Source organism: Allobosea sp. (assembly GCF_017308015.1).
Taxonomy (GTDB): domain Bacteria; phylum Pseudomonadota; class Alphaproteobacteria; order Rhizobiales; family Beijerinckiaceae; genus Allobosea.
Window position 1 is genome coordinate 95342 of the sequence record NZ_JAFKFW010000018.1, and the last position, 12143, is coordinate 107484.

Annotated in this window: 15 protein-coding genes; 12 read left to right on the forward strand and 3 right to left on the reverse strand. The window is 67.3% G+C overall.

What is annotated here, in order from left to right:
- Positions 1–318 precede the first annotated feature (318 nt).
- The 3 genes from J0I42_RS15850 (at position 319) to J0I42_RS15860 (ending at position 2633) form a co-directional block, all read left to right on the forward strand.
- Positions 319–987, forward strand: coding sequence for a MarR family winged helix-turn-helix transcriptional regulator (locus J0I42_RS15850; protein WP_291656112.1), 669 nt, complete (start codon positions 319–321; stop codon positions 985–987).
- 15 nt (positions 988–1002) lie between these two features.
- Positions 1003–1722, forward strand: a complete 720-nt coding sequence (locus J0I42_RS15855) for a hypothetical protein (protein ID WP_291656114.1) — start codon at positions 1003–1005, stop codon at positions 1720–1722.
- A gap of 221 nt (positions 1723–1943) precedes the next feature.
- Complete coding sequence (locus J0I42_RS15860) at positions 1944–2633, forward strand: MOSC domain-containing protein (protein WP_291656116.1); 690 nt, start codon at positions 1944–1946, stop codon at positions 2631–2633.
- Here J0I42_RS15860 and J0I42_RS15865 read toward each other — a convergent pair.
- Both J0I42_RS15865 and J0I42_RS15870 read right to left on the reverse strand, forming a co-directional pair.
- Positions 2630–3256: a UbiX family flavin prenyltransferase gene (locus J0I42_RS15865; RefSeq protein ID WP_291656118.1), complete on the reverse strand. Its 627-nt coding sequence runs from the start codon at positions 3254–3256 to the stop codon at positions 2630–2632. The two genes, J0I42_RS15860 and J0I42_RS15865, sit on opposite strands and share 4 nt — an antisense overlap.
- Positions 3253–4800, reverse strand: coding sequence for a UbiD family decarboxylase (locus tag J0I42_RS15870; RefSeq protein WP_291656120.1), 1548 nt, complete (start codon positions 4798–4800; stop codon positions 3253–3255). The genes J0I42_RS15865 and J0I42_RS15870 overlap by 4 nt, the downstream gene beginning before the upstream one ends.
- A gap of 83 nt (positions 4801–4883) precedes the next feature.
- Here J0I42_RS15870 and ubiT point away from each other — a divergent pair, with 83 nt between their 5' ends.
- From ubiT to J0I42_RS15890, 4 genes are read left to right on the forward strand one after another with little or no spacing between them, the layout of a single operon-like run.
- Positions 4884–5432 (forward strand): ubiquinone anaerobic biosynthesis accessory factor UbiT, encoded by a 549-nt coding sequence (gene ubiT / locus J0I42_RS15875; RefSeq protein ID WP_291656122.1) that lies wholly within the window; start codon positions 4884–4886, stop codon positions 5430–5432.
- Positions 5423–6400 carry a ubiquinone anaerobic biosynthesis protein UbiU gene (ubiU, locus tag J0I42_RS15880; RefSeq protein WP_291656124.1) on the forward strand — a complete coding sequence of 326 codons (978 nt, stop codon included), beginning with the start codon at positions 5423–5425 and terminating at the stop codon, positions 6398–6400. The genes ubiT and ubiU overlap by 10 nt, the downstream gene beginning before the upstream one ends.
- Before the next feature lie 13 nt (positions 6401–6413).
- Positions 6414–7310, forward strand: coding sequence for a ubiquinone anaerobic biosynthesis protein UbiV (gene ubiV / locus J0I42_RS15885; RefSeq protein WP_291656125.1), 897 nt, complete (start codon positions 6414–6416; stop codon positions 7308–7310).
- A 45-nt stretch (positions 7311–7355) separates the two neighbouring features.
- Positions 7356–7718, forward strand: a complete 363-nt coding sequence (locus J0I42_RS15890; protein WP_291656126.1) for a hypothetical protein — start codon at positions 7356–7358, stop codon at positions 7716–7718.
- 130 nt (positions 7719–7848) lie between these two features.
- Here J0I42_RS15890 and J0I42_RS15895 read toward each other — a convergent pair whose 3' ends face one another.
- Positions 7849–8541 (reverse strand): YcbK family protein, encoded by a 693-nt coding sequence (locus J0I42_RS15895; protein ID WP_291656127.1) that lies wholly within the window; start codon positions 8539–8541, stop codon positions 7849–7851.
- 340 nt (positions 8542–8881) lie between these two features.
- Between J0I42_RS15895 and J0I42_RS15900 the strand changes: the two genes are divergently transcribed.
- The 5 genes from J0I42_RS15900 to J0I42_RS15920 form a co-directional block, all read left to right on the forward strand.
- Entirely contained in the window at positions 8882–9262 is a 381-nt protein-coding gene (locus J0I42_RS15900; protein ID WP_465247686.1) for an NADH-quinone oxidoreductase subunit A, read from the forward strand.
- Positions 9263–9327: 65 nt separating this feature from the next.
- Positions 9328–9912: a NuoB/complex I 20 kDa subunit family protein gene (locus tag J0I42_RS15905; protein ID WP_291656128.1), complete on the forward strand. Its 585-nt coding sequence runs from the start codon at positions 9328–9330 to the stop codon at positions 9910–9912.
- Positions 9913–9953: 41 nt separating this feature from the next.
- Positions 9954–10559: an NADH-quinone oxidoreductase subunit C gene (locus tag J0I42_RS15910; RefSeq protein ID WP_291656130.1), complete on the forward strand. Its 606-nt coding sequence runs from the start codon at positions 9954–9956 to the stop codon at positions 10557–10559.
- Entirely contained in the window at positions 10559–11002 is a 444-nt protein-coding gene (locus J0I42_RS15915; RefSeq protein WP_291656131.1) for a GFA family protein, read from the forward strand. Before J0I42_RS15910 ends, J0I42_RS15915 begins: the two co-directional genes overlap by 1 nt.
- On the forward strand, positions 10999–12143 hold a 1145-nt coding region (locus J0I42_RS15920), incomplete at its 3' end, for an NADH-quinone oxidoreductase subunit D (protein WP_291656133.1). The genes J0I42_RS15915 and J0I42_RS15920, both read left to right, overlap by 4 nt.

The window sequence follows — 12143 nt, forward strand, 5'->3', positions numbered from 1 at the left end:
ACCGTCATATAGTCGGCTTCGCGGCCCGGCTAGGCCGTTCGGCTCCGCATGGCAAACGACGCCATCCGCTCGCGCCGGCCCCTCTGTGAGGTGTCCTCGCCACGCATGATTCCGGCCCGATGCGGACCTTCGTATCGCTTCCGGAAGCGACGAGCAGGCGTGGCAGTCGCTTCACGAATATCGATTCGCATGCGGTCGAAAGGGGGCCCGGCGATGAAATGCCTGCGCCATAACCCCGGAAAGCAAGGCCAGTGCCCGCACCCGCAGGCGGCCGAGGGTTCGGTTGACAAAATTAATTAGGAATCCTAATTATCTGATATGGCGGAAACGACCGACGATATCGTTACGCGGCTACGCGAGGGTTTCGAGCGGATCGCTCTGGTCCAGCGCGCGGATCTCTGGACCGCCGCCGGGGAGGTGGGCCTCAACCCGACGCAGGCGCAGGTGCTCGGTTTCCTTGCCGCCCATCCGCCGGGCATTCGTCCGAAGGAGATTGCCGCCCATCTCGGAGTCTCGGCCGCCAGCGTGACCGACACCCTCAACGCGCTCGACCGCAAGGGCTTCGTCCTGCGCGAGGCAGATCCGGCCGATGCGCGCGCCGTCGCGCTGCGGCTGACGGACGAGGGACTGCGCGTGAACCGCGCGATCGCGGCTGCAGCCTCGCAGGTTGCGCTGGCGCTGGCACAACTCTCGCCGGCCGAGCAGGCGAGCCTCTTGCTGGCGCAGGTCAAGCTCGTCCGCAGCCTCCAGCTCGCGGGCGCGATTCCGGCCCAGCGTCTTTGCGTCACCTGCCGCCATTTCCGGCCGAACGCCCATCCTGGCGCGGCCCATCCGCATCATTGCGCCTTCGTGAACGCCGCCATTGGGACGGAGGATCTCCGGCTCGATTGCGGCGAGCATGAACCGGCCGACCCGGCGACCCGGTCTGCCAACTGGATCGCCTTCGAAAACGGCCGGCCACCCCTCCAGGCACAGCCAGACATCTGAAAAGGACGTATGCGCATGAACGGACTGGGAACCGGAGGCTTCGGCCTCGCGGCGTTGGCCCTGCTTGGCCTGTCGCCGGCCGCGATGGCTCATGAGATCAAGGCGAAGAGCGACGACAAGGTGCTCGCGAGCTTCGACATCGTCGAGACCCGCATCACCACGGAAGCAGGCCAGGCCGTCTTCCGCACCCGCGTCCGCGCCGATGCGGGCAAGGCGATGCCGGCGACGACCGGCAATTTCGCCGGCTCGGAGGTCTATGCCTATGTCTGGCCGACCTCGCTCAATTCGGGCGATATCGGCTTCGATACCGGGGAGGGAATCGTCGCGCTGGCGGTGACCTTCCATCCCGACTTCGACGATGGCGCGCGCGGCGCCAGGAATCGCGACGTCTGGCATCCGCATTGGGTGGTGCTGAACGAGGACAAGGCCTGCCCCGGCGGGCTGAAGGTCAAGGACATCCCGCAGGGCGCGAAGCCCAGGCTGCCCGAGACATGGCCGGGCGTGCCGCTGCTGATCGACAGCCCGGCCTATCCGACCGAATTGAAGGGCGATGCCGTCGAGGTCCGCGTGCCGCTCGCCGGCATCGGGACGCTTGCGAGTGCATCCTTCGACGGCGTCACCGCCGGGCTGAGGATCGACGGCAATCTCCACGCGCCGCTGCTCTGCGTCAGCAATGTCTTCAAGGTCGCGTCGGGAAACCTGTCGCTGCCCGGCAAGGTCGCGCCGGCGCGCTAGGGGATTTTCTGCGAAGCGGATACGGGATCGCATGAAGACGATGCGATGGAACCGGAGCCGCGTTACGGTTCATGTAAAAGGCGGCCCGGCGACTGCCATCGCCGGACCGCCCCGTTTCCCCCTCCAGGCAACAGAGAAGGACGGCAGATCATGACACGTCTCCGATCGGCCGGGCTAGCATCCGGCTTGCTGGTGCGGGCAGCGCGTGCTTGCCGGTCGTCATGACTGTGCCGCTGCATGCGTTGCTGGTCGGAGCCGTCCGCCCATTCGGGCCCGATGCGGTGCCGAGCGGGATTGCCAAGGCGCCTGTCGACCGCGCGGTTCATCTGGGACGCGAAGGCTTTCTCGGAGACGGGCAGGGCGACCGCCGTCATCATGGCGGGCCGGACAAGGCCGTTCATCACTATGCGTTCGAGCATTATGCGACCTGGCGACAGGAGATCGGTCGGCGTGATGTGCTGGAACGGGCCGGAGCCTTCGGCGAGAACCTGTCGACCATCGGCCTGACCGAGGCCGATATCGCAATCGGTGACGTCTTCCGGCTTGGCGGTGCGGTGATCGAGGTCTCGCAGGGCCGCCAGCCCTGCTGGAAGCTGAATCATCGCTTCGACCAGCCGGACATGGCACTGCGCGTGCAGCGTAGCGGGCGGATGGGCTGGTACTATCGCATCGTGGAGGAGGGGCTTGTCGCGCCCGGCGCGGCGCTGGAACTGCTCGATCGCCGTACGCCGGACTGGTCCCTGCAGCGGCTCTGGCGCGTGCTTTATGTCGACACGCTCGACAGGGACGAACTCGCGGCGATGGCCGCCTTGCCGCATCTGCCGGAGAACTGGCGCCGGCTAGCCGAGCGGCGCCTCGCGACGCGCGCCGTCGAAAGCTGGGCGTCGCGTTTGCAGGCGCCGGAGCGCTAAGAACGATTCGTTGGATCGTCGCGGCCTTCGCCCGCAGCAGCCGCGCCGCCTGGCCATTCCGTTGCCGCCAATCCGTCGAGGTCGAGCCCGAGAAGGCCGATGGCGCGCAGCGCAATCTGGTCGATGATCGCCGCGATATCATGCGGCTTCAGGTAGAAGGCGGGGACCGGTGGCGCGATGATGGCGCCGTATTCCGTGACCTGCGCCATCGCCCGCAGATGGCCGAGATGCAGCGGGCTCTCCCGCGCCACCAGCACGAGCCGGCGCCGCTCCTTCAACTGGACATCGGCGGCGCGGGTCAGAAGATCGCCGAGCTGGCCATAGGCGATGGCGCAGAGGCTGCGCATCGAACAGGGAGCGACGATCATCCCAGCCGTCCGGAACGAGCCGCTGGCGATGCTGGCGCCGATATCGCGATGATCGTGACAGTGCGCCGCCAGCTTCCGTGCCCGTGCCGGCGCTCCGTGGTCGATCTCGGTCGCGAGCGTCCGTTCCGCTGCCGGCGAGATTACCAGATGCGTTTCGATCGTCCGCATCTCGGCCAGTCTTTCCAGTATCCTGAGCCCGATCCCGGCCCCCGAGGCGCCGCTGATCCCCACGATGACGCGCAGCGGCCGGCTCATCGCGCCGCCTCCGAGCCAGGCGCCAGCCCCAGTGAAGACCAGAGCGCATCGATCCGGGCGGAGACGGCCGGGTCCATTGCCATCGGCCGCCCCCATTCCCGTTCGGTCTCGGGTGGCATTTTGTTGGTGGCGTCGATCCCGAGCTTGCCGCCGAGGCCCGGCTTCGGCGAGGCGAAGTCGAGATAGTCGATCGGCGTGTCCGCGAGCGTGACGAGATCGCGGCTGGCATCGGCGCGCGTCGCGACCGCCCACATCACCTGCGCCCAGTCGCGCGGGTCGATATCGTCGTCCACCACGATGACGAGCTTGGTGTAGCTGAACTGCGGCAGCAGCGACCACAGGCCGAGCATCAGGCGCCGTGCCTGGCCGGGATAGCGCTTGGCGATGGCGACGATGGCGATCCGGTAGGAGCAGGCCTCCGGCGGCAGCCAGACATCGGCGACCTCCGGGAATTGCCGCTGCAGCAATGGCAGGAACAGCACGTTGAGCGCCTCGCCGATGCGCGAGGGCTCGTCAGGCGCGCGGCCGGTGAAGGTCGAGAGATAGCGCGGCGCCCGCCGCATCGTGACGGCCGTGACCCGCATCACCGGGAAGGGTTCGACGGAGTTGTAAAAGCCGGTGTGGTCGCCATAGGGGCCTTCCGGTGCGGTCTCGTCTGGCGAAACCAGGCCTTCGATCACGATCTCGGCCTCGGCCGGCACCATGAGAGGCACGCTGACGCAAGGTGTGAGCACCGGCCGCTCGCCGCGCAGCAACCCCGAGAAGCGCAATTCTGGAACCGTCTCCGGCAAGGGCAGCACGGCTGCGAGGATCGTCGCGGGATCGGCGCCGATCACCACCGCGACCGGCATCTCGCGGCCGAGCCGGCGCCATTGCACATGGTGGCGCGCGCCGCCGCGATGGGCCAGCCAGCGCAGGATGGCGCGATCGCGGCCGAGAACCTGCATCCGGTAGACGCCGAGATTGCTCTCGTCTCCGGGGGAAGGCGCGGGCGGCACGGTCAGGACCAGGGGCCAGGTGATCAGCGGGGCGGGTTCACCGGGCCAGCAGAGCTGCACCGGCAGCGTGGTCAGGTCGACCGCCTCGCCACGAAAGACGAGTTCCTGCACCGGCGCCCGCCGGCATTCGCGCGGGCGCATCGAGAGAGCGGCGCGGGCCAGCGGCAGCGCCTGCCAGGCTTCCGTCAATCCGCGCGGCGGCCGCGGCTCGCGCAGTTCGGCGAGCTTGCAGCCGAGCGCGGGCAGATTGCCCGGCTCGACGCCCAACCCCCAGGCGACGCGTTCGACCGTCCCGAACAGGTTTGTCAGGAGCGGGATGGACGAAACAGTCCCGCCTGGCAGCAACGGGCGCTCGAACAATAGCGCCGGCCCGTTATCGGCAATGACGCGGCGATGGATCTCGGTGACTTCGTGCACGACGCTGACCGGTTCGGCGATCCGCCGGAGCTGCCCGTTGGCGTCGAGATGGACGAGAAAGGCGTTGAGGTCGCGGAAGCGAGGCAGGTCGCGGATCGGCAAGGGCAGGGGCTCCGGTTGCCGGACCATGGCCTGCCCCGATCGCCGCCGTCTTTGCGCGAGCGCAACGAGCGCGGCGGCTACCAGCCTAGTTTCCGGGCTGGAGGTGAGCGATGCCGGAAGCGGAGACGACAGAATTGCGGGTGATGCCGCCACGACTCCCATCATGGCTGTCGCGGGCGGTCGCGCCCTTGCCGCTGGCGCCGCTGCAGCCTGCTTTGGCGTTGATGCTCGCCCGCATCGGCCGCGCCCATCCGGAGCTTTATGACCGCCTCGGCGAGCACGCCGAAAAGCGCTTCGGCATCGATCCGACCGATCTGCCCTTCGCCTTCGTCCTGGAACCGCGCCCGGCCCGGCCGTTGGCGCGGGCCGTCCGCACCTTGCCGGGGGGACTCGACGCCAGCATCCACGGCCCGCTCGCGGGGCTCATCGGCATGGCCGAGGGCACGCTCGACGGCGACGCCCTGTTCTTCTCGCGTGTGCTCCGGGTCGAGGGCGACGTCGCGGCCTCGCTCGCTCTGCGCAACGCCATCGACGACGCCCGCATCGATTTCGGCAAGCTTCTGCTCGGCAGCTTCGGGCCTTTGGGGGCGCGCCTCGCCGATGCCGTGCGCGAGCGGATGCGGGCTTTGCCCGTCGCGGGAGGCTCTTCGTGGAACTGATCTGCCCGGCCGGAACCCCGGCGAGCCTCGAAGCCGCCGTCGAGGCGGGAGCAGATGCGGTTTATTGCGGCTTTCGCGACGAGACCAACGCCCGCAACTTTCCTGGCCTGAATTTTTCGCGCGAGGAACTGAAGAAGGGCATCGCCTTCGCCCATCGCCACGGCGTCAAGGTGCTGGTCGCGATCAACACCTTCGCGCGCGCCGGTTCCTTCGGGCTCTGGCAGGCGGCGATCGACGCCGCCGCCGCCGCCGGGGCCGACGCCCTGATCCTGGCCGATCTCGCGACGCTCGACTATGCCGCGCGCCGCCATCCGGCGCAGAGGCTGCATGTCTCGGTCCAGGCCGGCGCCGCCAATCCCGATGCGATCCGCTTCTACGCCGAGAGTTTCGGCGCCCGGCGGGTCGTGCTGCCGCGCGTGCTCAACGTGATGGAGATCGCCTCGATCGCGCGTGAAAGCGCCTGCGAGACCGAGGTCTTCGTCTTCGGCGGACTCTGCGTGATGGAGGAGGGGCGCTGCTCGCTCTCCTCCTATGCCACCGGCCAGTCACCGAACATGAACGGCGTCTGCTCGCCGGCGAGCCATGTCGCCTATGCCGAGCGCGACGGACGCATCACCTCGACGCTCGGTGGCTTCACTATCAACAGCTTCGGCAAGGGCGAGCCGGCCGGCTATCCGACCCTGTGCAAGGGCCGCTTCGCCTCGCCAAAAAGCTCCGGCTACCTCTTCGAGGAGCCGGTCAGCCTCGATGCCGCGGTGATGCTGCCGGCCCTGCGCGAAGCGGGCGTCACCGCACTCAAGATCGAGGGCCGCCAGCGCGGGCGCGCCTATATCGCGGGCGTCGTCCGCTCCTTCCGCGGCATCCTCGCCGCGCTTGACGAAGGGCGCCAGGTGCAGACTCCCGGCCTCGCCGCCATGGCGGAAGGGCAGGCGAGCACGGTCGGCGCCTATCGCAAGGGCTGGCGCTGAGGGATTGACGACGATGCAGCTTACTCTTGGTCCCGTGCTCTATCATTGGCAGCCGGAACGCTGGCGCGATTTCTATTTCAGGATCGCCGACGAGGCGCCGGTCGACACGGTCGTGGTCGGCGAGGCCGTCTGCTCCAAGCGCACGCCCTTCAAGCAGGATCACATCCCCGCCGTGGTCGAGCGGCTGGAGGCGGCAGGCAAGCGGGTCCTGCATGCCTCGCTGATCCTGGTTTCGCTGCCGCGCGAGCGCCGCCAGACCCGTGAACTGATGCAGGCCGCCGAGGCGGAGGTCGAGATCAACGACCTGACCTGCCTCGCTTCGCTCGGCGAACGAGCGTTCTCGGTCGGGCCCTTCGTGAATGTCTACAACGAGGCGGCAGCGGGTTTCCTCGCCGGGCGCGGCGCCAGCCGCATCTGCCTTCCGCCTGAATTGCCATTGCCGGCGGTTACGTCGATCGCCGCCGCGCTGCCCCGGGTCACGATCGAGGTCTTCGCGTTCGGCAGGCTGCCGCTGGCGATCTCGGCGCGCTGTTACCATGCCCGCGCGCACAAGCTCAGCAAGGATAACTGCCGCTTCGTCTGCGAACAGGACCCGGACGGCATGCCGGTCGCCACGCTGGACGGCGCCGGCTTTCTCTCGATCAACGGCGTGCAGACCCTGTCGCATGGTTGCGCCAGCCTGCTCGGCGATATTCCGGCCTTGCGCGAGGCCGGCGTTGCAGCACTCAGACTCTCGCCGCAGGATTGCGACATGGTCGCCGTCGCCGGGCTGTTCCGGGAGGTTGCCGACGGGCGGCTGGATGCGGAGGAGGCAGAATGCCGGCTCGGCGCGATCTATCCGGATGTACCGCTGGCCAACGGCTTTCTGCATGCCGTTCCGGGGCATCAGCACGTCCGCAAGAGCGTCTGAGCCGCGGTTCGGGGCAGCCGGGGGCCGAACGCAGGGGAGGCGGAGATGGGCGCCAGCTACGACGATGCCTCGCAGCACGAGGCCGGCCGGACTACGTCGGCAAGCGATCTGATCGGCCGGCTGCGGCGCGTGCTCCAGCCCGAGGGACTCGATTGCGCCTGCCGCGAGACGCTGGACGGCGCGCTCGACCGGTTCGACCAGTTGGAGCGGCGGCGGGAGGCGCGGCGACGCCTCGCCGATGCCCGCGACCACAAGATCCGGATCGAGGCGCTCCTGTCCTTCCTCCGCGATCTCGACACCCTGACCGAGGCCGAGAGCGACCGCACCGTCTTCGACGAGATGGCGCTGCTCCTGGTTGAGATCGCGCGCAGCGCCGAGGCCGGAGCGGCGGCCCTGCGCGGGATGTGATGCTGCCACGCTGTGCAGGTCGAGGGACCCGCCGCCGGAGCCGTCATGCGCCATGAACTCCCGGCGAAAACAGTGAAGGTTGCGGGTCGTCCCGCGGAGCAGGCCGACGATGGCGAGACGGCAGCTCGTCCTACCAGGGCCGGCGCGGCCCGGTATCGATATGGATCAGTCCGTTCCAGTAGACATGGTTGCCGCCAACCTCGGGCATGGCACGCACCCATTCCAGTACCGCGCGCGGCCTGACGCCGGGAACCCGGAAATCCATCGCCTGGCAGCCCTTGTGATAGGAGCCGCGCCGGGCACGCCAGGGCGGCCGCCAGGTCGAAGTCACCTTCACCGCTCCGTATTTGTCCGCGATCTTGCCGAGAATCTGTTTCAGCTCCGGCGGAAGGCAAGCGGTCGAGGTGCCAGGGTCGGTCGAGATGCCCGGCCGCTCCGCCCGCTCGTTGGGATCGAAATCGGGTTCCGCACCCGCCTTCTGGCCGGGCGTCAGCTTCGGCCATTCGACGCCCTCGTCGTCATCCGGCTCGCCCGGATTGGGCGGCGTGGCCGCGGCGGGCGGCGTTTCCGGAGCCGGCGACGCGGCGGGTGTTTCCTCCGAGGAGGCCGGCACCGGGGTGTCGGCAGCAGAGGCGCGTGGCGTCGGCGGCGGTACCACGATCGGGGGCAGCTTCGGCGTGCCTTCGAGGTCGAGATCGAATGGGCGCTGTGGCGGCAGCGGCGCGCGCATCGGCTCGCCCTCCTCGGCGCAGATTGCGGCTGTCGAGAGCAGCAGGGCGAGCGCCGGCATGGCCAGCGCGTGCGGGAGGCAGGCCCGGCTCATCGCGTCGACAGGTGTCCGCAAAAGGAGGGCTGACGAGCAGGGCAGGAATCACGAAACATCGAAGGCCTTTCGGAAGGAAGCGCTCGCACAGCCGGCGACGATTCGGCGCGGTGAACGGATGATTGCCGTTCCCGAGATCGAAAGCGGGCGGTTTTGCCGGATTTTCGCCACTGCTGCGCAGGGCGATGGCGGGACGTGACCGGATTTTGCCGTATTCTGCGCTGGGTTCAACCCAGATACGGCGATTGTGCGGCGCGGCGGAGTCTTGCTTCATTCTAATCGAGGGTCTAAGCGACTGGGACAGCGAGCCGCGCCACGGCCGTCTGAAATGAGTTCGACCATGCAAGCTGCCTCGGTGCCTTCCATTCTGAGCGATTATCTGCCGCTGGTGCTGTTCATCGGCGTCTCGGCGGTCATCGGCCTGGCCCTGCTGATCGCGCCCTTCGCGATCGCCTATTCCAAGCCGGATGCGGAAAAGCTCTCGGCCTATGAATGCGGCTTCAACGCCTTCGACGACGCCCGCATGAAGTTCGACGTCCGGTTCTATCTGGTCGCGATTCTCTTCATCATCTTCGATCTTGAGGTCGCGTTCCTGTTCCCCTGGGCCGTCGCCTTTGGCGGGCTCGGCTGGTATGGTTTCTGGTCGATGATGGTCTTTCTCGGCGTGCTCACCGTGGGTTTCATCTACGAGTGGCGCAAGGGCGCGCTGGAGTGGGACTGACTGTCGGGTTGCGAGGCGGCGCTCCGCATTCGATCCGGCAGGCAAAGGTTCACAAGGGATAGGTCATGGCAGTCACAGCGATCGATCGTGGTGATCCGCTCTTCGCGCAGGCGCCGAGGGGTTTGCTCGGTCCCGACGGTAAGCCGTTGGGGGCGCGTGATCCGTTCTTCGTCGAGATCAACAACGAGCTGGCCGACAAGGGCTTCCTCGTCACCGCGACCGACGATCTGATCAACTGGGCCCGCACCGGCTCGCTGATGTGGATGACGTTTGGCCTGGCCTGCTGCGCCGTCGAGATGATGCAGCTCTCGATGCCGCGCTACGACGTCGAGCGCTTCGGCTTCGCGCCGCGCGCTAGCCCACGCCAGTCCGACGTGATGATCGTCGCGGGCACGCTGACCAACAAGATGGCCCCGGCGCTGCGCAAGGTCTACGACCAGATGCCTGAGCCGCGCTACGTCATCTCGATGGGCTCCTGCGCCAATGGTGGCGGCTACTACCACTACAGCTATTCGGTGGTCCGCGGCTGCGACCGCATCGTCCCGATCGACATCTATGTTCCGGGCTGCCCTCCGACGGCAGAGGCGCTGCTTTACGGTGTCCTGCTGCTGCAGAAGAAGATCCGCCGCACCGGCACGATCGAGCGCTGAGCGCTCTTTCGGTCGATGCTGCAGGCGATGAAGGTGAGACGATGAGCGAAGCGCTCGTACAACTCGGCGAAGAGATCAAGGCGGCGCTCCCCGGCGCGGTGACGCAGGCCGTCGTCGCCTTCGAGGAGCTGACTGTTCATGCCGAGGCGGCTTCAATCGTCGAGGTGCTGCGCACGCTCTACAGCGATCCGCGCTTCCGCTTCGTGAATTTCACCGACATTGCCGGCGCCGACTATCCCGGTCGCGAGAAGCGCTTCGACGTCGTCTACCACTTGCTGGCGCCGCATCATAACCGCCGCATCCGCGTCAAGGTGCAGACCGACGAGGCGACGCCCGTCCCCTCCGCGGTCGATGTCTTCCCGGCGGCGAACTGGTTCGAGCGCGAGGCCTACGATTTCTACGGCATCCTGTTCTCCGGCCATCCGGATCTGCGCCGCATCCTCACCGATTACGGCTTCGAGGGCTATCCGCTGCGCAAGGACTTCCCGCTGACCGGCTTCGTCGAGGTCCGCTACGACGACGAGCAGAAGCGCGTCGTCTACGAGCCGGTCAAGCTCAACCAGGAATTCCGCAACTTCGATTTCCTTTCGCCCTGGGAAGGCACGGATTACGTGCTGCCGGGCGACGAGAAGGCGACGGGGGCGTGATGGCGTCCGGCCACCAACCCCTGTCCGGCGGCTGTCTCTGCGGCGCGGTGCGGTTCACCGCGAAGCCCGAGAAGCAGGAGATGGACGTCTGCCATTGCGGCATGTGCCGGAAATGGAGCGGCGGCGTCTTCATGGCCGTGGCTTGCACTGACGTGTCCGTGGCGGACGAGCAGGCGCTCGGCGTCTACCCGTCTTCCGACTGGGGCGAGCGGGTCTTCTGCAAGACCTGCGGGTCGAGCCTGTTCTGGCGCCTGCGCGAGGGCGGAAACGGCCATGTCGCCGTAGCCTTCCAGAGCTTCGACGACCCGTCGCCCTTCGACTTCGTCGCGGAGATCTTCATCGATGAAAAGCCGGCACTCTATGCGTTTGCCGGCGAGCGGCCACGGCTGACCGGGGACGAGTTCCTGGCCCGCGTCGCGGCAAAGCAGGGCGGCACGGCATGACCGAGCACAATATCCGCAATTTCTCGATCAATTTCGGCCCGCAGCATCCGGCAGCGCACGGCGTGCTGCGCCTGGTGCTGGAGCTCGACGGCGAGATCGTCGAGCGCGTCGATCCGCATATCGGCCTGCTGCATCGCGGTACCGAAAAGCTGATCGAGGCCAAGACCTATCTCCAGGCCGTGCCCTATTTCGATCGGCTCGACTATGTCGCGCCGATGAATCAGGAACATGCCTTCGCGCTCGCGGTCGAGCGACTCGCCGGCGTGAGCGTGCCGCGCCGTGGCCAGCTCATCCGCGTGCTCTATTCCGAGATCGGCCGCATCCTGTCGCATCTCCTGAACGTCACCACGCAGGCGATGGACGTCGGCGCGCTGACGCCTCCGCTCTGGGGCTTCGAGGAGCGCGAGAAGCTGATGATCTTCTATGAGCGGGCCTGCGGCGCGCGCATGCACGCGGCCTATGTCCGGCCCGGCGGCGTGCATCAGGACATCCCGGTCTCGCTGATCCACGACATCGCCGAGTGGTGCGATCCTTTCCTCAAGGTCTGCGACGACCTCGAAGGCCTGCTCACCGACAACCGCATCTTCAAGCAGCGCAACGTCGATATCGGCGTGGTCGATCTCGAAACCTGCTGGAAATGGGGTTTCTCGGGGGTGATGGTGCGTGGCTCCGGCGCGCCCTGGGATCTGCGCAAGTCGCAGCCTTACGAGTGCTACGAGGAGATGGAATTCGACATTCCCGTCGGCAAGAACGGCGACTGCTACGACCGCTATCACATCCGCATGGAAGAGATGCGCCAGTCGGTTCGCATCATGAAGCAGTGCTGCGACAAGCTCTTGGCGCCCGATGGCGGCGGCCCGGTCTCCTCGCTCGACGGCAAGATGGTGCCGCCCAAGCGCGGCGAGATGAAGCGCTCGATGGAAGCGCTGATCCACCATTTCAAGCTCTATACCGAGGGCTACAAGGTGCCTGCCGGCGAGGTCTATGCCGCTGTCGAAGCCCCGAAGGGCGAATTCGGCGTCTATCTGGTCTCCGACGGCACCAACAAGCCCTATCGCTGCAAGATCAAGGCCCCGGGCTTCGCCCATCTCCAGGCCATGGATTTCATGTGCCGCAAGCACATGCTCGCCGACGTCTCCGC

Coding starts and splice junctions, on each gene's coding strand:
- J0I42_RS15850 (WP_291656112.1), top strand. CDS start 319: ATGGCGGAAACGACCGACGATATCGTTACGCGGCTACGCGAGGGTTTC.
- J0I42_RS15855 (WP_291656114.1), top strand. CDS start 1,003: ATGAACGGACTGGGAACCGGAGGCTTCGGCCTCGCGGCGTTGGCCCTG.
- J0I42_RS15860 (WP_291656116.1), top strand. CDS start 1,944: ATGACTGTGCCGCTGCATGCGTTGCTGGTCGGAGCCGTCCGCCCATTC.
- J0I42_RS15865 (WP_291656118.1), bottom strand. CDS start 3,256: ATGAGCCGGCCGCTGCGCGTCATCGTGGGGATCAGCGGCGCCTCGGGG.
- J0I42_RS15870 (WP_291656120.1), bottom strand. CDS start 4,800: ATGGTCCGGCAACCGGAGCCCCTGCCCTTGCCGATCCGCGACCTGCCT.
- ubiT (WP_291656122.1), top strand. CDS start 4,884: ATGCCGGAAGCGGAGACGACAGAATTGCGGGTGATGCCGCCACGACTC.
- ubiV (WP_291656125.1), top strand. CDS start 6,414: ATGCAGCTTACTCTTGGTCCCGTGCTCTATCATTGGCAGCCGGAACGC.
- J0I42_RS15890 (WP_291656126.1), top strand. CDS start 7,356: ATGGGCGCCAGCTACGACGATGCCTCGCAGCACGAGGCCGGCCGGACT.
- J0I42_RS15895 (WP_291656127.1), bottom strand. CDS start 8,541: ATGAGCCGGGCCTGCCTCCCGCACGCGCTGGCCATGCCGGCGCTCGCC.
- J0I42_RS15900 (WP_465247686.1), top strand. CDS start 8,882: ATGCAAGCTGCCTCGGTGCCTTCCATTCTGAGCGATTATCTGCCGCTG.
- J0I42_RS15905 (WP_291656128.1), top strand. CDS start 9,328: ATGGCAGTCACAGCGATCGATCGTGGTGATCCGCTCTTCGCGCAGGCG.
- J0I42_RS15910 (WP_291656130.1), top strand. CDS start 9,954: ATGAGCGAAGCGCTCGTACAACTCGGCGAAGAGATCAAGGCGGCGCTC.
- J0I42_RS15915 (WP_291656131.1), top strand. CDS start 10,559: ATGGCGTCCGGCCACCAACCCCTGTCCGGCGGCTGTCTCTGCGGCGCG.